Consider the following 23533-nt stretch of genomic DNA (forward strand, 5'->3'; position numbering starts at 1 on the left):
TGGTAAGAGGAAAGACTATGACGACCATTCAGACATCAACCCACCCTATTCAAACCAGTAACAGTGGTGGGAGTGCTTCCAGTGGCAACGATATTGCTGCCCAAATCAGCCGCATCACGGAGCAAATCACCAAACTGACTCAACAGCTAAAAGAGCTGCCAGAGAGTGCCGGCAGCCCGGAAGAGAAGAAAAAACAGCAGGAGCTCATTCAGGCACAGCTTAAAGTGCTGCAGACACAGCTTGCACAACTATTGCGCCAGCAGGCGGAAGAGGCCCAGAAGAAACAAGATCAGAAGCAGGGCAAAGTGGAAGGGGTAAACAACCCATCAGATGTCAATCAGATCGATATTTACATCTAATCATCTGCAGCATTAAACAGTGGGTCGCGTATGCGGGCTTCGGTTAACCGTTGCGCCTGGATACGCACCACTTCCCAGATAGCCTGTGCCGCCCCCGAAAGAGAACGATTTTTTCGTCGAACCAGCATCAGCTTTCTGTCAACCACCGGGGTCAACCGTCTTACAGCCAGCCGGCTCCCCTGTGGCAACGGCAGTGCCAGGGCAGGCAATACGCTGATCCCAATGCCTGCCTCAACCATAGGAAACAGCGTAGCCGGGTGACCAATCTCCTGCACGATGGTTGCTTTTACCCCCTGAGCATTCAGCGCGGAGTCAATCAACGGACGGCTGCCCGATGCATAATCCTGTAAAACCAGTTTCGCGCCCTGCAGCGTCTGCCAGCTAACATGAGGCAGCATTGCCAGCGGATCGTCGTCCCGACAGAGCAGCAAAAAAGGCTCAGAAAGCACAATCTCACACTCCAGGTCACTCACCTGGCCGGGATCGATGACGATGCCAAAATCCACATCGCCCTGGCGGATGCTCTCCAGCACCCACTGTTGCGGCCTGTCGTGCAGCACAAAATCGATATCCGGATAGCGCTGGTTACCCTCAGCAATACACTGCGGAATAAGATGCGCCGAAATCGTCTGGCTTGCTGCCACCCGTACGGTGCCAGAAAGCTGCTGCCCCAGTCTCCCGACATCCCTGAGCGTGCTGTTCAGTTCATCCAGTAACCGCTCCAGTCGCAGTGCCAGCTGCTGTCCGGCTTCGGTTAATACCACTTCACGCGTGGTGCGGTCGAGTAGACGCACACCTGTCTGGAGTTCCAGTTCTTTCACACTGTGGCTGACGGCCGACTGGCTCAGGCCAATGATCTCCCCTGCCCGGCTGAAGCTGCGGGCATGGGCCACGGTGACAAAAACGCGAAGCTGACGTAAGGAATAATTCATCTGTTTAATTCATGAATAGATGCAATAAATCAATTTTATTTCTCAAAGGGAACAAAGCACAATAGCGACATCTGTTTTCAGGAGTCATTATGAAACTATTTCGTATTCTTGATCCGTTTACACTTACCCTGGTCGTCACTGTTTTACTGGCCTCCTTCTTCCCCGCGCGCGGCGGTTTTGTGCCATTCTTTGAAGGACTCACCACCGCGGCCATCGCGCTGCTGTTCTTTATGCACGGCGCCAAACTCTCCCGCGAAGCCATTATCGCAGGGGGAAGCCACTGGCGACTCCACCTGTGGGTCATGTGCAGCACCTTTATTCTTTTCCCAATACTCGGCGTGCTGTTTGCGTGGTGGGCTCCGGTCAATGTTGACCCGGCGCTCTATACCGGTTTCCTCTACCTCTGTATTTTGCCAGCCACCGTCCAGTCCGCGATTGCCTTTACTTCGCTGGCAGGCGGCAACGTCGCGGCCGCTGTCTGCTCGGCATCGGCATCAAGCCTGTTAGGGATTTTCGTCTCGCCGCTGCTGGTTGGCCTGCTGATGAATATGCACGGTGCAGGCGGTAATCTGGAGCAGGTCGGGAAAATCTGTCTGCAGCTGCTTCTGCCATTTGTCCTTGGTCATCTTTCTCGTCCGTGGACGGGGGCGTTTGTGGCGAAGCACAAGAAATGGATCTCAAAAACCGATCAGACGTCGATCCTGCTGGTGGTTTACTCCGCCTTCAGCGAAGCCGTGGTGAATGGTATCTGGCATAAGGTGGGCGCAGGCTCGCTGCTGTTTATCGTGGTGGTCAGTATCGTCCTGCTGGCGATTGTCATTGCGGTAAACGTCTTTGTGGCACGCAAATGTGGCTTCAACAAAGCAGACGAAATCACCATTGTGTTCTGCGGCTCGAAGAAAAGCCTGGCAAACGGCATCCCGATGGCCAACATTCTGTTCCCGACCTCAGTGATTGGGATGATGGTACTGCCGCTGATGATTTTCCATCAGATCCAGCTGATGGTCTGTGCGGTACTGGCGCGTCGTTACAAGCGTCAGACGGAAAAACTGGCGCAGGAAGAGACCCGCGCCGCGAAGGCTTAAGGACGTTTCAGGGGCTGAACCAGCTGGGTCAGCCCCTCGGTTTTAATCAGTAGCGTGATGGCCATCAGCTCACCCAGTCGTCCCGCCGGGAATTCATCCTTTCGGGCAAACCACAGAAGGTACTCTTCCGGCAAATCAATCAGCCTGCGGCCCTTATATTTACCGAACGGCATCTCTGTATTGGCGATCTCGACGAGCTGCTCTTTTTCCACGTTACTCTCCCAGCAGACGCATCATTTCTGCTTCATCGATTACCTCAATCCCGAGCTCCTGCGCTTTTGCAAGCTTGGAACCGGCGGCTTCCCCGGCGATCACCAGATCCGTTTTCTTCGACACGCTGCCCGCCACTTTTGCCCCCAGCGCCACCAGACGCGCCTTCGCATCATCCCGTGAAAGCTGGCTGAGACTGCCGGTCAGTACTACCGTTTTACCGGCAAACGGGCTGTCGATCTCTTCGGCATTGACGACGACCGGCGCAGGCCATTTAATGCCCTGCTCCAGCAGTTTGCCGATGACGTCGCGGTTGCTCTCTTCGGCAAAGAAGTTAAAGACGTGCGTGGCCACCACAATGCCGACATCAGGCACTTTTTGCAGCTCCTCAATGCTCGCTTGCTCCAGCGCGTCCAGCGTGCCAAAGTACGCCGCCAGACCTGCTGCGGTGGCTTCACCCACCTCACGAATACCAAGCGCATAGAGGAAACGGGCAAACGTGGTCTCTTTGGCGGCTTCCAGCGCATTCACCACATTCTGAGCCGACTTCGGCCCCATGCGGTCAAGACCGGTCAGCTTACCCGCCGTCAGTTTGAAAAGATCCGCAGGCGTATGGACATACTCTTTCTCAACCAGCTGATCGATAATTTTGTCGCCCATGCCGTCAACGTCCATTGCCCGTCGGGAAACGAAATGCTTGAGTGACTCTTTACGCTGCGCGCCACAGATTAATCCCCCGGTACAGCGAGCCACCGCTTCGCCTTCCACACGCTCTACGTCTGAGCCACATACCGGGCAATGCGTCGGAAACACGATGGCGCGCGTATCATCAGGGCGTTCTGACTGAACCACGTTGACCACTTGCGGGATCACATCTCCCGCCCGGCGAATCACCACTTTGTCACCAATACGCAGGCCAAGACGATCGATTTCATCCGCGTTATGCAGCGTGGCGTTGCTCACCAGCACACCGGCCACGTGCACCGGCTCCAGACGCGCAACCGGCGTGATGGCTCCGGTACGGCCCACCTGGAACTCCACATCGCGGACAAAGGTCATCTGCTCCTGGGCCGGGAATTTAAACGCCACAGCCCAGCGCGGTGCTCGCGCCACAAAGCCTAGCTGCTCCTGAAGCGCAAGCGAGTTAACCTTGATCACCACACCATCGATATCAAAACCGAGCGTCGGGCGGTCTTCTTCAACCTTGCGATAAAACGCAAGAACCGCCTCCGGTGAGTCGCAAAGCTGCACGCGGTTGCTGACCGGCAAGCCCCACGCTTTAAACTGCAGCAAACGCCCGAGGTGGGTGTCCGGCAGCTCCCCTCCTTCCAGAATACCGACGCCATAGCAGAAGAAAGTAAGCGGTCGCTTCGCGGTAATACGCGGGTCCAGCTGGCGTAAAGAGCCTGCCGCCGCGTTGCGCGGGTTCGCAAACACCTTCCCACCGGTGCGACGCGCCTCTTCGTTGATTTTCTCGAAGCCCGCCTGCGGCAGGAAAACTTCACCGCGCACTTCCAGACGAGCAGGAATATTGTCGCCGTGCAACTTCAGCGGGATCGCGCGGATGGTACGCACGTTGGTGGTGATGTCTTCCCCGGTGGTGCCATCACCGCGCGTTGCGGCACGGACCAGCACGCCGTTTTCGTAGAGGATGCTGACGGCCAGGCCATCCAGCTTCAGCTCACAGCACCAGGTAAGGGCGTCGCTGCTTTTGAGTCGATCCTGCACACGCTTATTAAAGGCGAGAAAGCTCTCTTCATCGAAGACGTTATCCAGAGAGAGCATCGGCACTTCATGACGTACCTGGCTGAACGCACCTAGCGGTTCAGCGCCGACACGTTGGGTTGGGGAGTCCGGGGTGATCAACTCCGGGTGCTGCGCCTCTAAATCGCGCAGTTCACGCATCAGGCGATCGTACTCCGCATCCGGCACTTCCGGTGCGTCCATCACATGATAAAGATATTCATGATGGCGAAGCGTGGTTCGCAGTTCAGTGATTTGTTGTTCGATTGAGTCCATATCGCACCATCAATGAGAAAAAACCCCCGACAGGCGGGGGTTGAGGAGGAGTTGAAGAAAACGCGTCGATTACGCGTTGGCTTCCTTAACTTCGCGGATGCGGTCCTGATACTCGCGCAGTTTCTGCGGCGTCATCATGCGACGCTGGTCGTCGAGCACCACACCACCGACTTCGTCAGCGATGTGCTGAGCGGACTGCAGCATCAGCTTAAAGTTTTGCAGTTCGTCACCGTAAGACGGAACCTGCATAAAGATCGTCACGCCCGGCGTCACGAAATCGCCCGTCATTTCAGGGTCGAAGGTGCCAGGGTTAACCATGTTGGCCAGGCTAAACAACGCCGGGCCGCTACCGTCCGGGCTCAGGTGGCGATGGAAAATATTCATGTCGCCAAACTTGAAGCCAGCCTGTTGAATACTGTTAAGCAGCACGTCACCGTTCAGATGGCTGCCGTGATGGGCGGCCACGTTCATGATGATCACCGCTTCTTTACGCTGCGGTTTTTCAACAACCGGTTCTGGCTCTACAACGGGCTCTGGCTCAACCTGCGGTGCCGGGGCTGGCTGTGGTGCAGGCTGCGCCTGAACAGGCTGTTGCGGCGGTTGCTGCACCGGCTGAGCAGGCTGCGGTTGTACAGGCTGCTGCACGGGTTGCTGTGGAACCGGCTGCGGCGCAGCTGGCTGCTGTTGAACAGGCTGCTGCGGCGGCTGACGCACCGGCTCTTCCACAGGCTGCGGCGCAGGCTGGCGCGGCTGTGCAGAAGCATACGGCGGTTGATACTGGTGCTGCGCAGTACGGGGGGCTTCATGCTCCCCATGAGCCGCGCCGGGCGCAGTATTGACCCGATGAACACGAACTTCACCCACGCCGTCGTCATCACGATCGTCGATGTCATATTCACTGTCATCGTCGTCACGACTGGACTTCATGCGCTTCAGTGGGCGATCGCGAAACATAGAAGAACGCTCTTTACGGCTGGTCCAGAAACCATGTACCAGTAAAGCGATTATGGCGATCGCGCCAACAATGATTAATATCAGACGCAAATCCTGCATCATTATATTCTCTGTTGTTCTAACACCTTGCCACCACGGCAAACATTTACTCACTAAGAGTATTTGCCGTTTACGTCAAGTGCAAGTGTGTGCAGAGCATTCACAGCATAAAGATGAACTAAATCGTGCTTTTTGCTGTTTTTTCGAACATTTCCGAACTGGTCATTGGTCCGTAACTGGATAATATAGGCGGGCAATTCCACTGGTTGTGAAAAAAGGAGTACAGCCTGGTTATGGTTTCAACATCATCTTCTCCCCCACGCAGCGGCGTCTGGTATTTTTCTCAGGGCTGGAAACTGGTCTCCCTGCCGGGTATTCGACGTTTCGTCATTCTGCCCTTGCTGATCAACATTATTCTTATGGGCGGCGCCTTCTGGTGGCTTTTCACGAAGCTTGAAAGCTGGGTCCCGGCCATGATGAGTTATGTACCTGACTGGCTGCAGTGGCTGAGCTATCTGCTGTGGCCACTCGCGGTGATTTCTGTGCTGTTGGTGTTCGGCTATTTCTTCTCAACGATTGCCAACTGGATTGCGGCGCCGTTTAACGGCCTGCTGGCGGAACAGCTCGAAGCGCGTCTGACAGGTGCCACGCCACCGGACACGGGCGTACTGGGGATCATGAAAGATATTCCGCGCATCATGAAGCGCGAATGGCAAAAATTCGCCTGGTATCTCCCCCGTGCAATTGTACTGCTTCTCCTTTATCTGGTGCCCGGTATCGGCCAGACGGTGGCGCCTGTGCTGTGGTTCCTGTTCAGCGCCTGGATGCTGGCTATTCAGTACTGCGACTACCCGTTTGATAACCACAAGGTGCCCTTTAAAGAGATGCGTACCGCGCTGCGCACGCAGAAAGTGGCCAATATGCAGTTTGGCGCGCTTACCAGCCTGTTCACCTTGATCCCCTTCCTTAATCTTTTCATCATGCCCGTTGCGGTGTGCGGCGCAACGGCAATGTGGGTCGACTGCTACCGTGCTAAGCACGCGTTATGGAAGTAATGCAAAAATGTGTAAACAAGGGATGGCTTATGCTATCCCTTATTCCATACTGATCCCCATTATTTCCTTGCAGTATATAGATATGCGAATTCCTTACTTCCCCCTACCTGCTTAGCAGGTATGCTGGGTCGGTATCCCAATTTCATACAGTTAAGGACAGGCCATGAGTAAGATTTATGAAGACAACTCGCTGACTATCGGTCATACGCCCCTGGTTCGACTGAACCGTATCGGTAATGGACGCATTCTGGCGAAGGTCGAATCCCGCAACCCGAGCTTCAGCGTAAAATGCCGTATCGGTGCAAATATGATTTGGGATGCCGAAAAACGTGGCGTGCTCAAGCCAGGCGTTGAGCTGGTGGAGCCTACAAGCGGCAACACCGGTATTGCGCTGGCCTATGTGGCTGCGGCGCGTGGCTATAAGCTGACGCTGACCATGCCTGAAACCATGAGCATCGAACGCCGCAAGCTGCTCAAAGCGCTGGGCGCAAACCTGGTGTTGACCGAAGGCGCGAAAGGCATGAAAGGTGCCATTCAGAAAGCCGAAGAGATTGTTGCCAGCGATCCGGCGAAATACCTGCTGCTTCAGCAGTTCAGCAACCCGGCAAACCCGGAAATCCACGAGAAAACCACCGGGCCTGAAATCTGGGAAGATACCGATGGCCAGGTTGATGTGTTTATCTCCGGCGTGGGTACCGGCGGTACGCTGACCGGTGTGTCACGGTATATTAAAGGCACGAAAGGTAAAAAAGACCTGATCACCGTGGCCGTTGAGCCGACCGACTCGCCGGTAATCACCCAGGCGCTGGCGGGTGAAGAGCTCAAGCCGGGCCCGCACAAGATTCAGGGTATCGGCGCAGGCTTTATTCCGGGTAACCTGGATCTGAAGCTTATCGATAAAGTCGTCACGATCACGAACGAAGAAGCCATCTCGACGGCACGCCGCCTGATGGAAGAAGAAGGTATTCTGGCCGGTATCTCTTCTGGTGCGGCCGTTGCGGCGGCGCTCAAACTTCAGGAAGATGAGTCCTTTACCAACAAGAATATTGTGGTTATCCTACCTTCGTCAGGTGAGCGTTACTTAAGCACTGCACTGTTTGCCGATCTGTTTACCGAGAAAGAACTGCAACAGTAATGCCAGCATGTTAATAACGCGTAAAAAAGCACCTTTTTAGGTGCTTTTTTGTGGCCTGCTTCAAAGTTTTACCCCTCCTGGCATTGATTCACCCCGTTGGGTCTGGTATTTAAACCAGCAATTATTTTGATGCGTGAAATTAATCAGCGAACGAAATACCCTTGCTGAATCGATTTTATGATTTGGTTCAAGTCTTGCTTTCGCTGCATAATGTTTAATGACGATCGAAACGTCAGCGCTAACAATACAGGCTAAAGTTCAGTCGCCAGGCTAGACTTTAGTTCCACAACACTAAACCTATAAGTTGGGGAAATACAATGTTCCAGCAAGAAGTTACCATTACCGCTCCGAACGGTCTGCACACCCGCCCTGCTGCTCAGTTTGTTAAAGAAGCGAAAGGCTTCACTTCTGAAATCACTGTGACTTCCAACGGCAAAAGCGCTAGCGCAAAAAGCCTGTTCAAACTGCAGACTCTGGGCCTGACTCAGGGCACCGTTGTCACTATCTCTGCTGAAGGTGAAGACGAGCAGAAAGCAGTTGAGCATCTGGTAAAACTGATGGCTGAGCTCGAGTAAGTTTCCGGGTTCTTTTAAATATCAGTCACAAGTAAGGTAGGGTTATGATTTCAGGCATTTTAGCATCCCCGGGTATCGCTTTCGGCAAAGCATTGCTGCTGAAAGAAGACGAGATCGTCATCGACCGGAAAAAAATTTCTGCCGACAAGGTTGATCAGGAAGTTGAACGTTTTCTGAGCGGTCGTGCCAAGGCATCTGCGCAACTGGAAGCAATCAAAACTAAAGCTGGCGAAACTTTCGGTGAAGAAAAAGAAGCTATCTTCGAAGGGCACATCATGCTGCTCGAAGATGAGGAGCTGGAGCAGGAAATCATAGCCCTGATTAAAGATAAAGGCATGACGGCCGACGCGGCTGCGCATGAAGTTATCGAAGGTCAGGCATCTGCCCTGGAAGAGCTGGACGATGAATACCTGAAAGAGCGTGCGGCTGACGTACGTGACATCGGTAAGCGCCTGCTGCGCAACATCCTGGGTCTGGCCATCATCGATCTGAGCGCGATTCAGGACGAAGTGATCCTGGTTGCCGCTGATCTGACCCCGTCTGAAACCGCACAGCTGAACCTGAACAAGGTGCTGGGTTTCATCACCGACGCCGGTGGCCGTACCTCCCACACCTCAATCATGGCGCGTTCTCTGGAACTGCCTGCCATCGTGGGTACCGGTAACGTCACCACTCAGGTGAAAAACGACGACTATCTGATTCTGGATGCCGTAAACAACGTGGTTTACGTCAACCCAACTAACGATGTGATCGAGCAACTGCGTACCGTTCAGGAGCAGGTTGCCACCGAGAAAGCGGAACTCGCTAAACTGAAAGACCTGCCAGCCATCACGCTGGACGGCCATCAGGTAGAAGTGTGCGCTAACATCGGTACCGTACGCGACGTCGATGGCGCTGAGCGCAATGGCGCGGAAGGTGTGGGTCTGTATCGTACTGAATTCCTGTTCATGGACCGTGACGCCCTGCCAACTGAAGAAGAGCAGTTTGCGGCGTACAAAGCGGTGGCTGAAGCCTGTGGCTCTCAGGCCGTTATCGTCCGTACCATGGACATCGGTGGCGACAAAGAGCTGCCGTATATGAACTTCCCGAAAGAAGAGAACCCATTCCTGGGCTGGCGTGCAGTGCGTATCGCCATGGATCGTAAAGAGATCCTGCGTGACCAGGTGCGTGCGATTCTGCGTGCCTCTGCTTTCGGTAAGCTGCGCATTATGTTCCCGATGATCATCTCTGTTGAAGAAGTGCGTGCACTGAAGAAAGAGATCGAGATCTACAAACAGGAACTGCGTGACGAAGGTAAAGCATTTGACGAGTCAATTGAGATCGGCGTAATGGTGGAAACACCAGCAGCCGCGACCATTGCGCGTCATTTAGCCAAAGAAGTTGATTTCTTTAGTATCGGCACCAATGATTTAACGCAGTACACCCTGGCAGTTGACCGTGGTAATGATATGATTTCACATCTCTACCAGCCAATGTCACCGTCCGTACTGAACTTGATCAAGCAAGTTATTGATGCTTCTCATGCAGAAGGTAAATGGACTGGCATGTGTGGTGAGCTTGCAGGCGACGAACGTGCTACACTTCTGTTGCTGGGTATGGGTCTGGACGAATTCTCTATGAGCGCCATTTCCATCCCGCGCATTAAGAAGATTATCCGTAACACGAACTTCGAAGATGCGAAGGTGTTAGCAGAGCAGGCTCTTGCTCAACCGACAACGGACGAGTTAATGACGCTGGTTAACAAGTTCATTGAAGAAAAAACAATCTGCTAATCCACGAGATGCGGCCCAAATTACTGCTTAGGAGAAGATCATGGGTTTGTTCGATAAACTGAAATCTCTGGTTTCTGATGATAAGAAAGACTCCGGAACTATTGAGATTGTTGCTCCGCTCTCCGGCGAGATCGTCAACATCGAAGACGTGCCGGATGTAGTGTTTGCTGAGAAAATCGTTGGTGATGGCATTGCTATCAAACCAACTGGCAACAAAATGGTTGCTCCAGTTGACGGCACCATCGGTAAAATTTTTGAAACCAACCATGCGTTCTCTATCGAATCTGATAGCGGTATCGAACTGTTCGTTCACTTCGGTATCGACACCGTTGAACTGAAAGGCGAAGGCTTCAAACGTATCGCAGAAGAAGGCCAGCGTGTTAAAGTTGGCGACCCGGTGATTGAATTCGATCTGCCACTGCTGGAAGAAAAAGCCAAGTCTACCCTGACGCCGGTTGTTATCTCCAACATGGACGAAATCAAAGAGCTGATCAAACTGTCTGGCAGCGTCACCGTGGGTGAAACCCCGGTTATCCGCATCAAGAAGTAATTCTTACCGCACAGAAAAATGGCGCCTTCGGGCGCCATTTTTGTTTATGCGGGGAGGATAAGCTCGTCGTAACCTTTCGACTGCGTATAGATCATGACGTCAGTCACCCGATCGCCTGCCATGCGTATGGCGTCAGCAACGGTTTTTCCCCCCACGATACCGCTGACCAGTTCTGAACAGAACAGATCGCCCGTTCCTTTCAGATCCGTCTCGACGCGCGGGTGCGCGCTTACGGTAACGCCCTCTTTACTCACCAGCACGACGTGAATATTCTGCGGGTCGTCGGCCACTGGCGCACTGGTTATCGCCACCCATTTCAGCGTATCGGAAAGCAGCCCCTGCGCGGCGGCGATGGCGCTCTCTGGCGTGCGGCACGGTTTACCGCTTAACACTTCCAGTTCGAATACGTTGGGCGTAATGCCCTGCGCCAGCGGCAGCAGATGCTCACGATACGCCTCAGGAATATCAGGTTTAACGTACATACCGCTGTCGATATCCCCGATCACCGGGTCAACCAGCACCAGCAACTCCGGGTGTTGCACTTTGATCGTCTTCAGCCACTGCGCCAGCAGAACAATCTGGCTGGCGCTGCCCATGTAGCCCGTGGTGACCGCCTTAAGCTCGCGCAGGATCTCGCGCTCTTCCAGCGCCTTCAGGTAGCCGCTGAACCACTCATCGGGGATCACCCCGCCGTAAAAGGTGTCATAGTGCGGCGTGTTGCTGAACAGCACCGTCGGCACGGCGGTCACGTTAAGCCGGTGGGTACGAATATTGGGTACCGCAATGCTGTTCCCCACGCTGCCGTACACCACCTGCGACTGCACCGCGACAATATCGGTTTGCTGCGCCCGGGTCTTATCCCGGAATAAAATCATCTCCATGACGCTTAAATCCCCGCCCCCTGCGAATAACTCTCTTCGCCAAAGACGCCGGTAGACAGATAACGATCGCCGCGATCGCAGATAATCGCCACCACCACTGCACCAGGGTTCTCCTGCGCCACACGCATCGCACCTGCTACCGCGCCACCCGAGCTAACCCCGCAGAAGATGCCTTCGCGTACCGCCAGCTCGCGCATGGTATTTTCCGCCTCGCGCTGATGAATATCCAGCACCTGATCCACCAGCTGAGCATTAAAAATGCCCGGCATGTATTCCGCAGGCCAGCGACGAATACCCGGAATGCTGCTCCCCTCTTCCGGCTGCAGGCCGACAATGGCGACCGGTTTTTCCTGCTCGCGCAGAAAACGCGACACGCCGGTGATGGTGCCGGTGGTGCCCATGCTGGAGACAAAATGGGTGATACGCCCGTCGGTTTGTTGCCAGATTTCCGGGCCAGTGGTCGTATAGTGGGCGTAGGGATTATCCGGATTATTGAACTGATCCAGCAGTTTGCCTTCACCGCGCTCAGCCATCGCCAGCGCCAGGTCGCGCGCCCCTTCCATCCCCTGCTCTTTGGTCACCAGTATCAGTTCAGCACCGTAAGCCCGCATCGCGGCGCGGCGCTCCTGACTCATGTTGTCCGGCATCAGCAGCTTCATGCGGTAGCCTTTCAGCGCGGCAATCATCGCCAGCGCAATGCCGGTATTCCCGCTGGTGGCCTCAATGAGCACGTCGCCTGGCTTAATTTCACCGCGCTTCTCAGCCTGGACAATCATCGACAGCGCCGCGCGGTCTTTGACTGACCCCGCCGGGTTATTGCCTTCGAGTTTGACCCAGATTTCGCTGCCGTTGTCAGGCCCCATGCGCTGAAGCTTGACCAGTGGAGTGTTGCCAATGGTGTGTTCGAGTGTATTCACGATTTTTACTCAATAAAAAAGCCGGGTGGCGCTTCGCTTACCCGGCCTACAAGACGCAGTTTTAGCTGTAGGCCCGGTCAGCGCAGCGCCACCGGGCGATAAACATCCTAATAACCTATCAGGCTGACTCCGCCAGAGCAATATCCTCGCGCGTCTCGATGCGCTGGTTACCGTGATAAATACGGGCATGCTGCAACCCCACAAACAGGCGTTCACCCCGGTGTGGCGCCTCTTCATCGCGCATCACCACCGTCAGCGGCTCGGTATACCAGCCCAGCGGTTGTACCACCATTTGTGTGTAGTGACCTTTAGGGCTAGCTTCCAGTACCTGCACCGGCAGCGGTGAATCCAAGCTGGTACGACGGCTGACATCCACTTCCCACGGGCGCAGGAACAGATCCACCGGCCCCTGATGGGCAGGCGTGTATCCCAGCGGCCAGCGGTGTGCCCCGACGTGGAATTGTCCGCCGCGTACGGTGCCCTGCAGACGGTTAACTTCGCCCATAAACTCCAGGACAAAACGGGTGGCAGGTTCACGCCAGAGCTGCTCTGGCTCGTCCACCTGCTCGATGTTCCCCTGGCTCATGACCACCACGCGGTCCGCGACTTCCATCGCCTCTTCCTGGTCGTGGGTGACGAAGACGCTGGTGAACTTCAGCTCTTCATGCAGCTGACGCAGCCAGCGGCGCAGCTCTTTACGCACCTGCGCATCCAGCGCGCCAAACGGCTCATCAAGCAGCAGTATTTGTGGCTCCACGGCCAGCGCGCGCGCCAGTGCGACACGCTGTTTCTGGCCGCCCGAAAGCTGCGCCGGGAAACGGTCAGCCAGGTGGGCCAGCTGCACCATTTCCAGCAGTTTGGTCACTTTCGCTTTGATGGTTGCCGCATCCGGGCGTTCGCGACGCGGCAGCACGGTCAGGCCAAACGCAATGTTGTCGAACACCGTCATGTGGCGAAACAGCGCGTAATGCTGGAACACGAAGCCGACTTTACGATCGCGGGCATGCAGGCGGCTCACGTCGGTGCCGTGAAAACGGATATGTCCGCTGGTCTGATGTTCAAGACCGGCGATGATACGCAGCAGCGTGGTTTTACCCGAGCCAGACGGCCCCAGCAGCGCCACCATTTGTCCGGAAGGGATATCCAGCGAGATATCATTCAGCACCTGGGTGCGACCAAAAGACTTCTTAATATTGGCAATCTCAATGCTCATGATTTCCCTCCTGATGCTGACGTTTTTCCTGATTTTCTAAACGCCACTGCACCACACTCTTCAAAAACAGGGTCAAAATAGCCATCAGCGTCAGCAACGCTGCGGCGGTAAAGGAGCCGATGGTGTTATAGTCCTGCTGCAGCAGTTCAATCTGTAACGGCAGCGACAGGGTTTCACCTCGAATGGAACCGGATACAACCGACACCGCCCCAAACTCGCCAATTGCGCGGGCGTTGGTCAGCACCACCCCATAGAGCAGTGCCCAGCGAATATTCGGCAGCGTGACGCGGCGGAACATCTGCCAGCCTGACGCGCCCAGCAGCACAGCCGCTTCGTCTTCGTTGCTCCCCTGGCTTAACATCACCGGTACCAGTTCGCGTACCACAAACGGACAGGTTACAAAGATAGTCACCAGCACCATACCCGGCCAGGCAAACATCACCTGCAGGTTGTGCTCATCCAGCCAGCCACCGAGCGGGCCGTTAGAGCCGTAAAAGAGCAGGTAAACCAGACCCGCCACCACCGGTGAGACGGCGAACGGGATATCCAGCAGCGTCAGCAGCATCTGACGCCCCGGGAAGGTAAAGCGCGTCACCAGCCAGGCCAGCAGCGTACCGAATACCAGGTTGACCGGCACGGTGATCAGCGCAATCAGCACCGTCAGCCAAATGGCGTGCAGCATATCCGGGTCCGCCAGGTTTTCCAGCGCGGGCATAATCCCTTTGCTGAACGCCTGCACGAAAATATAGATTGTCGGTACCACGAGGATGAGAGCAGAAACCAGCACGCCCGTACCAATCAAAAACCATTTACCCCAGTTGATGCGGGGCGCATCGTATCGCTTCAATTGAGTAACTTCCGCCATCAGTGACCTACCACACGTCGACCAAAGCGACTTTGCAGAGTGTTGATTGTGTAGAGCAGCAGCAACGATGCGGCAAGAATGACCGAGGCAATGGCGCTCGCTGCCGGGTAATCAAACTCCTGCAAACGGATAAAAATCATCAGCGACGTCACTTCCGTTTTCCACGCAATATTACCGGCGATAAAAATGACCGCACCGAACTCGCCGAGGCTACGGGTAAACGACAGCGCCACTCCCGCCATCAGCGCCGGGGAAAGCTCAGGCAGGACAACTTTACGGAAGCTCTGCCAGCGCGTAGCCCCCAGCGTTTCTGCCGCTTCTTCATATTCCGGGCCTAACTCTTCCAGCACCGGCTGTACGGTACGTACCACGAACGGAATGCTGGTAAAGGCCATCGCCACCGCGATACCGAGCCAGGTATAGGTCACTTTGATGTCAAATTTCGCCAGCCACTCGCCGTACAGACCGTTTACAGAGAAAAGTGACGCCAGCGTCAAACCGGCAACGGCCGTCGGCAGTGCAAACGGTAAATCCATTAACGCGTCGAGCAGCGTGCGGCCCGGAAAACGATAGCGGGTTAAAATCCACGCCATCAGCAGGCCAAACACGCCGTTAAAAAGCGAGGCCACAAACGCCGACAGCAGCGTCACTTTATAGGCCGCAACGACCTGTGGGTTGGTGACCACTTCCCAGTACTGGGACCAGCTCATCTGCGCAAGCTGCATCACCAGCGCGCTGAGCGGCAACAACAAAATCAGGCAGACGAACAGCAGGCTGGTTCCGAGGCTTAAGGTAAACCCCGGCAGCACGCGTTTAGTCGAGAGGGCAAACATTACTTACGCCCCGCCGCCAGCAATTTGTCTAATTCACCGCCGCTGGCAAAATGCGTTTTCATCACCTCAGGCCAGGAGCCGAAATGATCCTCCACGCGGAACAGCGCGGTCTGGGGGAATTTATCTTTCAGTTTGTTCATCACGTCAGGGTTGTTCACGCGATAGTAGTAATCAGTAATGATGGTCTGCGCCTGTGGGCTGTACAGGTAGTTGAGATAGGCTTTTGCCGCTTTCTCAGTGCCGTTTGCCTGCACGTTTTTATCCACCCACGCCACCGGGAACTCGGCCAGGATGTTGGTTTTCGGGATAACGACTTCAAAGCCCTGCGCTTCATACTGTTTGCGGATGTTGTTCACTTCCGATTCAAAGCTAATCAGCACATCGCCCAGACCGCGTTCTGCGAAAGTCGTGGTTGCTCCGCGACCGCCGGTATCAAACACTTCGACGTTTTTCAGGAACTGGGTCATGAACTGCTCGGTTTTGGCTTTATCGTTACCGTCTGCTTTGTCCGCTGCACCCCACGCCGCCAGATAGGTATAATGCGCATTACCGGAAGTTTTAGGGTTCGGGAAAATCAGCTTTACGTCAGAACGAACCAGATCGCTCCAGTCGTGGATATTCTTCGGATTGCCTTTACGCACCAGGAAGCCCATGGTGGAGTAGAACGGCGAACTGTTGTTTGGTAGACGGCTCTGCCAGTCGGCCGGGATGAGCTTGCCTTTGTCATGCAGGATCTGCACATCGGTCACCTGGTTATAGGTCACCACGTCCGCTTTAAGCCCCTGGAGGATCGCCAGCGCCTGTTTGGACGAACCGGCGTGAGACTGTTTAATGGTCAGCTTGTCGCCGTTATTGTCTTTCGCCCACTGCTGCTCAAACGGCGGGTTAAGGGCGGCAAACAGCTCGCGGGAGACGTCATATGAACTGTTCAGCAGCTCAGTCGCCTGCGCCTGTGCCACCAGCAGTAAACCTGCCAGTGCCAGGGATCCTTTTTTCAGTACAGTAACGGCCATTGCGCACCCTTATAAATGTGATGACTATCTTATTGTCATAATATTTATAACGAGGTCGAAAGGAGTAACGGTTTTATATACCGTTTGGTGATTTACAAGCAGAAAAGGGAATAAGGGTGTGGCCTGTTGTCCTCACCCCAACCCTCTCCCAAAGGGAGAGGGAGGAAGGGAATTACAGCGCCAGCAGACGCTCAATGGATGGTGCGAAGTAGTAGCCGCCGGTGACCGGTTTGGTGAAGCGCAGCATGGCGTCACGCTTGCCGTCGGTATCGCCGAACATGCTCAGCAGCTGTTGCTCAATATTGTACAGACGCGCGCAGTAGGCGCAGAAATAAAGGCCATGGGTTCCGCTTGCGGTGCCATACGGCAGGCTCTGGCGAACAATCTTCAGCCCTTTACCGTCTTCCTTGAGGTCAACGCGGCTCAGGTGAGAGGTCACCGGGCGTACATCGCCGTCGATCTCTTCGTTGGCCTCTTTGGTACGGCCAATCATCATCTCCTGGTCCTGAACACTCATGCGGTTAAGCTGCTTAAGGTTATGCTCCCAGCGCTGAACAAATACGTAGCTGCCGCCGGCATCCACGCCATCCTTGATGACCGCCACTTCACGGCGCGTCTCTTCACCTGCCGGGTTTTCCGTCCCGTCGACAAAGCCGCTCAGGTCGCGCTCTTCCACCCAGCGGAAACCGTGGACTTCTTCCTGAACGTCAATGCTGTCACCAAACGCCGCTACCGCCGCCTGAGCAACGGAGAAGTTTACGTCGTGGCGCAGAGAGAGAATATGGATCAACACGTCGTACTGGGTTGCCGGTGCCAGACCTTTGCCGTAAGGGATAAAGTCTTTGAGCTCTTCCGCCCCTTCACCGCCGCTCAGCTGACGCCAGACGTTATTGCCAAAGGCCACCACAGCGCCCAGATGGGCATCCGGGAATTTGGCCTGGAAGGTGGCCAGTTTATCCACAAACACTTTGCTGGCCGCACGCAGGGCATCCACATCCCCTTTCACATTGGCTTCAATCCAAATCGCCGCGCGGCAATGTTCTGGCAAAATGCCACTCTGAACCTGAGACATCGCTCCTCCTGAAATAAAGATGCCACGACAACGTGGCATTGATGGCGGGTATTATACCCGGATTTCAGCGAGACGGATTGTTCAGGCGCAAATTACTGCTGCCAGATAATTTTGCTCACTTTCCAGTTTTTCAGCGTGTCGTCAGACGGCATTAAGCCTTCAGGGCCGCTCCAGGTTCCGGTAAAGAGGTAGCTGATGTGCTGGCTGTCCGGTGCTTTACATTGCACCGCCACGCCATCGTCTGAAGGCGCGCTGGCGCAATTGCCGAAAGCCTGTTTATAGAGATCGCTAAACGGCGTACCAACCTTCACGCCGCTCGCCGTCGGGATGGCATCGTCCAGCACGGCAATACGGTTTACCGTGCCTTTATCGCCGTTAATCACCAGCGCCAGTTTGTCTCCTTTCAGCGCTTCGAAGTAACGCACGATAGTGCCGTTTTCAGTTTTCATGCCGCTGCGCAGACGATAGTCGCTGCTCAGGGCCGCCTGAAGCGCGTCCTGATCCAGCGCCGTCGCGGCGGTAATGTTGCCCACGCCCTGCTCGGTCACTTCCAGCGAAGAGCCAAACCAGTTCCACGGATAAGCGGCCGACCAGTTAATGGAGGAGAGCGTTGAACAGCCGGTTAACGCCAGCGGGAGAGCGCATAAAAGTAAACGCAGCGATTTCATTGAAACGTCCTTACGTGTTAAATCAACGCTTGTTGGAGTGCAGCATCGGCAAAAAGTGCCGCGTTAATCTGACTCATGCGTAAAACAGGCGCGTAAGCGGGGGTTAGTCAGCAGCCACAGCAGAGCCACGATATCGGCAACCACCAGCGCAATGCCGATGCCCGTAAGCGGTTCACCGTACCACCAGAGCACAGGCTGCCAGCAGAGCAGCGCAATCTGGGCCAGGATCAGCAGCCAGCGAAGCGCACGCCAAAGCCGTGGGATCGCCTGTCGTCGGCCGCTGCACAAAAACGTCACCACCGCCGGTACGCCCGGTAACAGGCCGAGCCAAAAGGCGTCGTGATCGGGATAAAAGAGCGTCAGTAATGTATCGCCCTGCCCGCGGGACGCGGCGGCCATGACAAACAGCACCCAGGTGCGGGCCTGCAGCAGCAGTACGCACCAGAATAAGAAAGGCAGCCTGACACGCCCCTGCGCGTCGTAATCTGCCGGGTGGATCTCAATACTCTTCATCTTCGATCAGACGCTTACCTAAGCTCAGCACGTCAGCGTGTTCATAGCCCAGACGTTCATACATGCCCAGCACCACGTCGTTATCTTCGCGCACCATGATCTGAATTTTTGGACAACCGCGAGCGATCAGTTTTTTCTCAAGACGATTGAGCAGCGCATTGGCAATGCCGCGCCCCCGGTATTCCGGGTGAACGCCCAGATAATAAGCAGAGCCGCGATGGCCGTCGTAACCGCCCATCACCGTGCCCACCACTTCGCCGTTCACTTCCGCCACCAGAAACAGACTGACGTCGTGATTCAGCTTACGCTCAATGTCCATCTCTGGATCGTTCCACGGACGCAGCAAATCGCAGCGCTCCCAAAGGGTGATCACCTCTTCGAAATCTTCCTGGCGAAAAACGCGTATCTCCATGGTATTAACCGCCTTTTCGGGTTTAAAAACAGTGATTATGGCGCGAACAGGGCATTTAGCCAATAACCGGGGAAAATCTCGCCAAAATTTGGCATAATGTCACTTTGTCACGTATTGAAATGAAAAGTAAAACAATTCTCAATAAGGACTGTCGTAACGCTAAACGCGATACGATATAACACCAGGACCGCAATTTTTACTATTCAGGCCGCATGAGCACATTCAAACCATTAAAAGCACTCACATCGCGTCGTCAGGTTCTCAAAGCGGGGCTGGCGGCCTTAACGTTAACGGGCATCGCACAGCAGGCTCAGGCAAAAGAAGAGAGCACGCTTAAAACCAGTAACGGACACAGCAAACCCAAAGCCAAAAAACCAGGCGCGAAGCGTCTGGTCATGCTCGACCCGGGTCACGGCGGCATTGATACCGGCGCCATTGGCAAAAACGGGTCAAAAGAAAAACACGTCGTGCTGGCAATTGCAAAAAATGTGCGATCGATTTTACGCAGCAACGGCATTGACGCCCGCCTGACGCGCACGGGCGACACCTTTATTCCGCTGTATGACCGCGTGGAAATTGCCCATAAGCATGGTGCCGATCTCTTTATGTCCATTCACGCGGATGGCTTTACAAACCCTTCCGCTGCGGGCGCGTCGGTATTTGCCCTCTCCAATCGCGGCGCCAGTAGCGCCATGGCGAAATATCTCTCCGACCGTGAAAACCGTGCGGATGAAGTCGCTGGGAAGAAGGCCACCGATAAAGATCACCTGTTACAGCAGGTGCTGTTCGACCTCGTGCAGACCGATACCATCAAAAACAGTCTGACGCTGGGCTCGCATATCCTCAAACGGATTAAGCCGGTGCACCGTCTGCACAGCAAGAGCACGGAGCAGGCCGCGTTCGTGGTGCTGAAATCACCGTCGATTCCGTCCGTGTTGGTGGAGACCTCTTTCATTACTAACCCGGAAGAAGAGCGTCTGCTTGGTACCGCGGCGTTTCGTCAGAAGATCGCCAATGCCATCGCCTCCGGCATCATCAGTTACTTTAACTGGTTCGATAATCAAAAAGCGCACTCCAGGAAACGTTAATGAAACCGAATGCAAAGCGGGTAAAAACCTTCCTGCTGCAGTTGCAGGATGAGATTTGCCAGAAACTGGCCGCTGCAGACGGCGGTAATTTTCAGGAAGATAACTGGCAGCGCGAGGCCGGCGGCGGCGGGCGTAGCCGTGTGTTGCGAAACGGCGGTATCTTTGAACAGGCGGGCGTCAATTTTTCCCACGTTTACGGGGAGGCCATGCCCGCTTCTGCAACGGCGCATCGTCCTGAACTGGCAGGCCGCAGCTTCCAGGCGATGGGCGTTTCGCTGGTGGTACACCCGCACAACCCGTTTGTGCCAACCAGCCACGCCAACGTGCGTTTTTTCATTGCGGAAAAACCGGGGGCCGATCCGGTCTGGTGGTTTGGGGGTGGTTTCGACATGACCCCCTACTACGGCTTTGAAGAGGATGCCGTGCACTGGCATACGACCGCACGCGATCTCTGCCTGCCGTTTGGCGAAGACGTTTACCCGAAATACAAAAAGTGGTGCGACGACTACTTTTACCTCAAACACCGCGACGAACAGCGCGGCATTGGCGGGCTGTTCTTTGACGATCTGAACACGCCTGATTTTGATACCGCGTTCAGCTTTATGCGTGCGGTGGGCGAAGGCTATACCGACGCTTATCTGCCCATTGTTGAACGGCGTAAAAACACCGACTACGGCGTGCGCGAACGCGAGTTCCAGCTTTACCGTCGCGGGCGCTACGTGGAGTTTAACCTGGTGTGGGATCGCGGGACGCTGTTTGGCCTGCAAACCGGCGGGCGCACGGAGTCGATTCTGATGTCAATGCCGCCGCTGGTGCGCTGGGAGTACTGCTACGAGCCAAAAGAAGGCAGCCCGGAGGCTGCCTTGAGTGAGTTTATTAAGGTTCGGGACTGGGTTTAACCCCCCTCACCCCGGCCCTCTCCCCAAAGGGGCGAGGGTCGAAAAGATGGCTCGGAACAGTCCCCTCTCCCCTATGGGGATAGGGTTAGGGTGAAGGGCGGGGTTAATTACAGCGGCTGCGTCTGCGCCTCAACCACCGCCAGCGCCACCATATTCACGATACGGCGTACAGAGGCAATTGGCGTTAACACATGCACCGGTTTTGCCACCCCCATCAGCACCGGCCCCACGGTCACCCCTTCAGAGCTCGAGACGCGCAGCAGGTTGTAGCTGATACGCGCCGCTTCCACGTTTGGCATAATCAGGATATTCGCTGAGCCTTTCAGCGGGCTGTCTGGCATACGTTCATTGCGGATGCTCTCCACCAGCGCGGCGTCGCCGTGCATCTCACCGTCAATCATCAGCTCCGGTGCGCGCTCGCGAACCAGCTCCAGCGTCTGTCGCATTTTGCAGGCCGCCGCAGATTTAGAGGAGCCGAAGTTAGAGTGCGACAGCAGCGCCACCTTCGGTTCGATACCAAAGCGACGCACGGTTTCAGCCGCCATCACGGTGATCTCCGCCAGCTCGTCCGGGGTTGGATCGTCGTTGACGTAGGTATCGGCGATAAAGGTGTTACCGCTTGGCAGCAGCAGCGCGTTCATCGCACCGGCCGTGTGCACACCTTCGCGATAGCCGAAGATCTCCTGCACCACGCTGAAGTGCTCGTGGTAATCACCGATGGTGCCGCAGATCAGCGCATCCGCCTCGCCGCGATGAACCATGATTGCGCCAATCACCGTGGTGTTGCTGATCACCGCCCGCTGCGCCTGCTCCTGAGTGATCCCGCGACGTTTCATGATCGCGTAGTATTCGCTCCAGTACTCTTTAAAGCGCGGGTCGGATTCATTGTTGACGATCTCAAAATCAACGCCCGGTTTGATCTGCAGGCCCAGCTTCTGGATACGCATCTCGATAACGCTCGGACGGCCAATCAGGATCGGCTTCGCCAGCCCTAAAGTGATCAGCTCCTGCGTGGCATGGAGCACGCGCGCCTCTTCCCCTTCCGCCAGCACCACCCGCTTCGCGTCGGCACGAGCCTGAGAGAAAATCGGCTTCATAAACAGGTTAGTTTTGTAGACAAACTCGGTGAGCTTATCCACGTAAGCATCGAAATCGGTTATCGGGCGCGTCGCCACGCCAGAGTCCATCGCCGCTTTCGCAACCGCTGGCGCGATTTTGACAATCAGACGCGGGTCGAACGGTTTTGGAATGATGTAGTCCGGGCCAAAGCTCAGATCCTGATCGCCATAGGCTGAAGCAACCACTTCGCTCTGCTCGGCGTGTGCCAGTTCCGCAATGGCGTGCACCGCCGCGAGCTTCATCTCTTCGTTAATGGCCGTCGCGCCTACGTCCAGCGCCCCACGGAAGATGAACGGGAAGCAGAGCACGTTGTTTACCTGGTTCGGGTAGTCGGAGCGACCGGTACAGATGATGGCATCTTCACGCACCGCTTTCGCCAGCGGCGGCAGGATTTCCGGCTCGGGGTTCGCCAGCGCCAGAATCATTGGCGCACGCGCCATCTTCTTCACCATCTCCTGGGTCAGCACTTTCGGGCCTGAACAGCCCAGGAAGATATCCGCGCCGTCAATGACATCCTCAAGCGTACGCTTGCCGTCGTCGTCCACCGCGTAGGCTGCTTTGGTTTCCGCCATGTTCGGTTCGCGGTCTTTGTAGATCACGCCTTTGGAGTCGCAGACCACAATGTTGTGTTTCTGCATCCCGAGCGCCACCAGCAGGTTCATACAGGCAATGGCCGCCGCACCCGCGCCGGAAACTACCATGCGCACGTCAGAAAGATTTTTCTCCACCACGCGCAGGCCGTTAAGAATGGCGGCGGTGCTGATAATCGCCGTCCCGTGCTGGTCATCATGGAACACGGGAATGTTCATACGTTCACGCAGTTTCTGCTCAATGTAGAAACATTCCGGCGCTTTGATGTCTTCGAGGTTAATACCGCCAAAGGTCGGCTCCAGCGCCGCCACGACGTTGATGAATTTATCGGGATCATGTTCGTCCACTTCGATATCAAACACGTCGATACCGGCGAATTTCTTGAACAGAACGCCCTTCCCTTCCATCACAGGCTTACCGGCCAGCGCACCAATGTTGCCCAGGCCCAGCACCGCCGTACCGTTAGAGATCACGGCGACCAGGTTGCCGCGCGCGGTATATTTGTAAGCGGCGAGCGGATCTTTTTCAATTTCGAGACACGGTGCCGCCACGCCCGGCGAGTAGGCCAGCGCCAGGTCGCGCTGGGTTGCCAGCGGTTTTGTCGGGGAGACCTGAATTTTACCCGGGACAGGAAACTCGTGAAAATCGAGGGCACTCTGTTTTAACTGATCGTCCATCTTGTTATTCCTTTTACGTATCGGTCAGATAGTATCGCCGCAGGCTGCCGCATAAACTTTGAAGGCTGCCAAACTCTCACCATCACA

24 protein-coding genes are annotated in these 23533 nt (G+C 55.4%); 9 read left to right on the plus strand and 15 right to left on the minus strand.

The annotated features are described in order from the left end of the window. Positions 1-17 precede the first annotated feature (17 nt). Positions 18-359, plus strand: a complete 342-nt coding sequence (locus ACQG19_RS17715; RefSeq protein WP_013098192.1) for a FlxA-like family protein — start codon at positions 18-20, stop codon at positions 357-359. On the opposite strand, the gene ACQG19_RS17720 is transcribed toward ACQG19_RS17715, so the two are convergent. Beyond that, complete coding sequence (locus ACQG19_RS17720; RefSeq protein WP_013098193.1) at positions 356-1291, minus strand: LysR family transcriptional regulator; 936 nt, start codon at positions 1289-1291, stop codon at positions 356-358. The two genes, ACQG19_RS17715 and ACQG19_RS17720, sit on opposite strands and share 4 nt — an antisense overlap. 89 nt (positions 1292-1380) lie before the next feature. On the opposite strand from ACQG19_RS17720, the gene ACQG19_RS17725 reads away from it, so the two are divergent. Then, a complete protein-coding gene (locus ACQG19_RS17725; protein ID WP_029883927.1) occupies positions 1381-2376 on the plus strand; it encodes a bile acid:sodium symporter family protein in 996 nt (331 codons plus the stop codon). Here the strand turns inward: ACQG19_RS17725 and ACQG19_RS17730 are convergent. The 3 genes from ACQG19_RS17730 to zipA form a co-directional block, all read right to left on the minus strand. Then, a complete protein-coding gene (locus ACQG19_RS17730) occupies positions 2373-2588 on the minus strand; it encodes a DUF3820 family protein (RefSeq protein WP_003861328.1) in 216 nt (71 codons plus the stop codon). The two genes, ACQG19_RS17725 and ACQG19_RS17730, sit on opposite strands and share 4 nt — an antisense overlap. Before the next feature lies 1 nt (position 2589). Continuing rightward, a complete protein-coding gene (ligA, locus tag ACQG19_RS17735) occupies positions 2590-4605 on the minus strand; it encodes an NAD-dependent DNA ligase LigA (protein WP_246931973.1) in 2016 nt (671 codons plus the stop codon). Positions 4606-4674: 69 nt separating this feature from the next. Next, positions 4675-5661, minus strand: coding sequence for a cell division protein ZipA (gene zipA, locus ACQG19_RS17740; RefSeq protein WP_023622070.1), 987 nt, complete (start codon positions 5659-5661; stop codon positions 4675-4677). A 230-nt stretch (positions 5662-5891) separates the two neighbouring features. On the opposite strand from zipA, the gene cysZ reads away from it, so the two are divergent. The 5 genes from cysZ to crr all read left to right on the plus strand — a co-directional run bounded on the left by cysZ (position 5892) and on the right by crr (position 10685). Further along, positions 5892-6653, plus strand: coding sequence for a sulfate transporter CysZ (gene cysZ, locus ACQG19_RS17745; RefSeq protein WP_013098197.1), 762 nt, complete (start codon positions 5892-5894; stop codon positions 6651-6653). Between the two features lie 163 nt (positions 6654-6816). Then, the gene (gene cysK, locus ACQG19_RS17750; RefSeq protein WP_029881759.1) at positions 6817-7788 is read left to right on the plus strand and encodes a cysteine synthase A; all 972 of its coding nucleotides are present in this window, start codon (positions 6817-6819) and stop codon (positions 7786-7788) included. A 317-nt stretch (positions 7789-8105) separates the two neighbouring features. Beyond that, a complete protein-coding gene (gene ptsH / locus ACQG19_RS17755; RefSeq protein WP_000487600.1) occupies positions 8106-8363 on the plus strand; it encodes a phosphocarrier protein Hpr in 258 nt (85 codons plus the stop codon). 44 nt (positions 8364-8407) lie between these two features. Then, the gene (gene ptsI, locus ACQG19_RS17760) at positions 8408-10135 is read left to right on the plus strand and encodes a phosphoenolpyruvate-protein phosphotransferase PtsI (protein ID WP_013098199.1); all 1728 of its coding nucleotides are present in this window, start codon (positions 8408-8410) and stop codon (positions 10133-10135) included. A gap of 40 nt (positions 10136-10175) precedes the next feature. After that, positions 10176-10685: a PTS glucose transporter subunit IIA gene (crr, locus tag ACQG19_RS17765; protein ID WP_003861316.1), complete on the plus strand. Its 510-nt coding sequence runs from the start codon at positions 10176-10178 to the stop codon at positions 10683-10685. A 44-nt stretch (positions 10686-10729) separates the two neighbouring features. Here the strand turns inward: crr and pdxK are convergent, their stop codons facing one another. From pdxK to ACQG19_RS17815, 10 genes are all read right to left on the minus strand, one after another. Next, the gene (gene pdxK, locus ACQG19_RS17770; protein ID WP_048972563.1) at positions 10730-11566 is read right to left on the minus strand and encodes a pyridoxine/pyridoxal/pyridoxamine kinase; all 837 of its coding nucleotides are present in this window, start codon (positions 11564-11566) and stop codon (positions 10730-10732) included. 5 nt (positions 11567-11571) lie between these two features. Next, positions 11572-12483: a cysteine synthase CysM gene (gene cysM, locus ACQG19_RS17775; protein ID WP_013098201.1), complete on the minus strand. Its 912-nt coding sequence runs from the start codon at positions 12481-12483 to the stop codon at positions 11572-11574. A 118-nt stretch (positions 12484-12601) separates the two neighbouring features. Beyond that, entirely contained in the window at positions 12602-13696 is a 1095-nt protein-coding gene (gene cysA, locus ACQG19_RS17780) for a sulfate/thiosulfate ABC transporter ATP-binding protein CysA (RefSeq protein ID WP_013098202.1), read from the minus strand. After that, positions 13686-14561 (minus strand): sulfate/thiosulfate ABC transporter permease CysW, encoded by an 876-nt coding sequence (gene cysW / locus ACQG19_RS17785; RefSeq protein WP_013098203.1) that lies wholly within the window; start codon positions 14559-14561, stop codon positions 13686-13688. Before cysW ends, cysA begins: the two co-directional genes overlap by 11 nt. Continuing rightward, positions 14561-15394, minus strand: a complete 834-nt coding sequence (gene cysT / locus ACQG19_RS17790) for a sulfate/thiosulfate ABC transporter permease CysT (protein ID WP_013098204.1) — start codon at positions 15392-15394, stop codon at positions 14561-14563. The genes cysW and cysT overlap by 1 nt, the downstream gene beginning before the upstream one ends. Continuing rightward, positions 15394-16407 carry a thiosulfate/sulfate ABC transporter substrate-binding protein CysP gene (gene cysP / locus ACQG19_RS17795; RefSeq protein WP_426725966.1) on the minus strand — a complete coding sequence of 338 codons (1014 nt, stop codon included), beginning with the start codon at positions 16405-16407 and terminating at the stop codon, positions 15394-15396. The genes cysT and cysP overlap by 1 nt, the downstream gene beginning before the upstream one ends. Before the next feature lie 172 nt (positions 16408-16579). Beyond that, positions 16580-17479 carry a Dyp-type peroxidase gene (locus ACQG19_RS17800; protein WP_013098206.1) on the minus strand — a complete coding sequence of 300 codons (900 nt, stop codon included), beginning with the start codon at positions 17477-17479 and terminating at the stop codon, positions 16580-16582. A 92-nt stretch (positions 17480-17571) separates the two neighbouring features. Next, complete coding sequence (locus ACQG19_RS17805) at positions 17572-18147, minus strand: RpoE-regulated lipoprotein (RefSeq protein ID WP_013098207.1); 576 nt, start codon at positions 18145-18147, stop codon at positions 17572-17574. A 63-nt stretch (positions 18148-18210) separates the two neighbouring features. Next, positions 18211-18660: a DUF2919 domain-containing protein gene (locus ACQG19_RS17810; protein ID WP_014832841.1), complete on the minus strand. Its 450-nt coding sequence runs from the start codon at positions 18658-18660 to the stop codon at positions 18211-18213. Further along, positions 18647-19072, minus strand: coding sequence for a GNAT family acetyltransferase (locus ACQG19_RS17815; protein ID WP_014832842.1), 426 nt, complete (start codon positions 19070-19072; stop codon positions 18647-18649). Before ACQG19_RS17815 ends, ACQG19_RS17810 begins: the two co-directional genes overlap by 14 nt. A gap of 212 nt (positions 19073-19284) precedes the next feature. Between ACQG19_RS17815 and amiA the strand changes: the two genes are divergently transcribed. Beyond that, positions 19285-20160 (plus strand): N-acetylmuramoyl-L-alanine amidase AmiA, encoded by an 876-nt coding sequence (gene amiA, locus ACQG19_RS17820; RefSeq protein WP_013098210.1) that lies wholly within the window; start codon positions 19285-19287, stop codon positions 20158-20160. Then, positions 20160-21059, plus strand: a complete 900-nt coding sequence (gene hemF, locus ACQG19_RS17825) for an oxygen-dependent coproporphyrinogen oxidase (protein WP_038420320.1) — start codon at positions 20160-20162, stop codon at positions 21057-21059. Before amiA ends, hemF begins: the two co-directional genes overlap by 1 nt. Before the next feature lie 107 nt (positions 21060-21166). Here hemF and maeB read toward each other — a convergent pair whose 3' ends face one another. Beyond that, positions 21167-23446: an NADP-dependent oxaloacetate-decarboxylating malate dehydrogenase gene (maeB, locus tag ACQG19_RS17830; RefSeq protein WP_058679513.1), complete on the minus strand. Its 2280-nt coding sequence runs from the start codon at positions 23444-23446 to the stop codon at positions 21167-21169. Positions 23447-23533: the final 87 nt, after the last annotated feature.

The organism is Enterobacter cloacae complex sp. 277I4 (assembly GCF_050031465.1).
Classification (GTDB): Bacteria; Pseudomonadota; Gammaproteobacteria; order Enterobacterales; family Enterobacteriaceae; genus Enterobacter; species Enterobacter cloacae.

Bases quoted from the DNA above. Each gene is read 5' to 3' on its own strand.
- ACQG19_RS17715 (WP_013098192.1), top strand. From the start codon at position 18: ATGACGACCATTCAGACATCAACCCACCCTATTCAAACCAGTAACAGT.
- ACQG19_RS17720 (WP_013098193.1), bottom strand. From the start codon at position 1,291: ATGAATTATTCCTTACGTCAGCTTCGCGTTTTTGTCACCGTGGCCCAT.
- ACQG19_RS17725 (WP_029883927.1), top strand. From the start codon at position 1,381: ATGAAACTATTTCGTATTCTTGATCCGTTTACACTTACCCTGGTCGTC.
- ligA (WP_246931973.1), bottom strand. From the start codon at position 4,605: ATGGACTCAATCGAACAACAAATCACTGAACTGCGAACCACGCTTCGC.
- zipA (WP_023622070.1), bottom strand. From the start codon at position 5,661: ATGATGCAGGATTTGCGTCTGATATTAATCATTGTTGGCGCGATCGCC.
- cysZ (WP_013098197.1), top strand. From the start codon at position 5,892: ATGGTTTCAACATCATCTTCTCCCCCACGCAGCGGCGTCTGGTATTTT.
- cysK (WP_029881759.1), top strand. From the start codon at position 6,817: ATGAGTAAGATTTATGAAGACAACTCGCTGACTATCGGTCATACGCCC.
- ptsH (WP_000487600.1), top strand. From the start codon at position 8,106: ATGTTCCAGCAAGAAGTTACCATTACCGCTCCGAACGGTCTGCACACC.
- ptsI (WP_013098199.1), top strand. From the start codon at position 8,408: ATGATTTCAGGCATTTTAGCATCCCCGGGTATCGCTTTCGGCAAAGCA.
- crr (WP_003861316.1), top strand. From the start codon at position 10,176: ATGGGTTTGTTCGATAAACTGAAATCTCTGGTTTCTGATGATAAGAAA.
- pdxK (WP_048972563.1), bottom strand. From the start codon at position 11,566: ATGGAGATGATTTTATTCCGGGATAAGACCCGGGCGCAGCAAACCGAT.
- cysA (WP_013098202.1), bottom strand. From the start codon at position 13,696: ATGAGCATTGAGATTGCCAATATTAAGAAGTCTTTTGGTCGCACCCAG.
- cysW (WP_013098203.1), bottom strand. From the start codon at position 14,561: ATGGCGGAAGTTACTCAATTGAAGCGATACGATGCGCCCCGCATCAAC.
- cysT (WP_013098204.1), bottom strand. From the start codon at position 15,394: ATGTTTGCCCTCTCGACTAAACGCGTGCTGCCGGGGTTTACCTTAAGC.
- cysP (WP_426725966.1), bottom strand. From the start codon at position 16,407: ATGGCCGTTACTGTACTGAAAAAAGGATCCCTGGCACTGGCAGGTTTA.
- ACQG19_RS17800 (WP_013098206.1), bottom strand. From the start codon at position 17,479: ATGTCTCAGGTTCAGAGTGGCATTTTGCCAGAACATTGCCGCGCGGCG.
- ACQG19_RS17805 (WP_013098207.1), bottom strand. From the start codon at position 18,147: ATGAAATCGCTGCGTTTACTTTTATGCGCTCTCCCGCTGGCGTTAACC.
- ACQG19_RS17810 (WP_014832841.1), bottom strand. From the start codon at position 18,660: ATGAAGAGTATTGAGATCCACCCGGCAGATTACGACGCGCAGGGGCGT.
- ACQG19_RS17815 (WP_014832842.1), bottom strand. From the start codon at position 19,072: ATGGAGATACGCGTTTTTCGCCAGGAAGATTTCGAAGAGGTGATCACC.
- amiA (WP_013098210.1), top strand. From the start codon at position 19,285: ATGAGCACATTCAAACCATTAAAAGCACTCACATCGCGTCGTCAGGTT.
- hemF (WP_038420320.1), top strand. From the start codon at position 20,160: ATGAAACCGAATGCAAAGCGGGTAAAAACCTTCCTGCTGCAGTTGCAG.
- maeB (WP_058679513.1), bottom strand. From the start codon at position 23,446: ATGGACGATCAGTTAAAACAGAGTGCCCTCGATTTTCACGAGTTTCCT.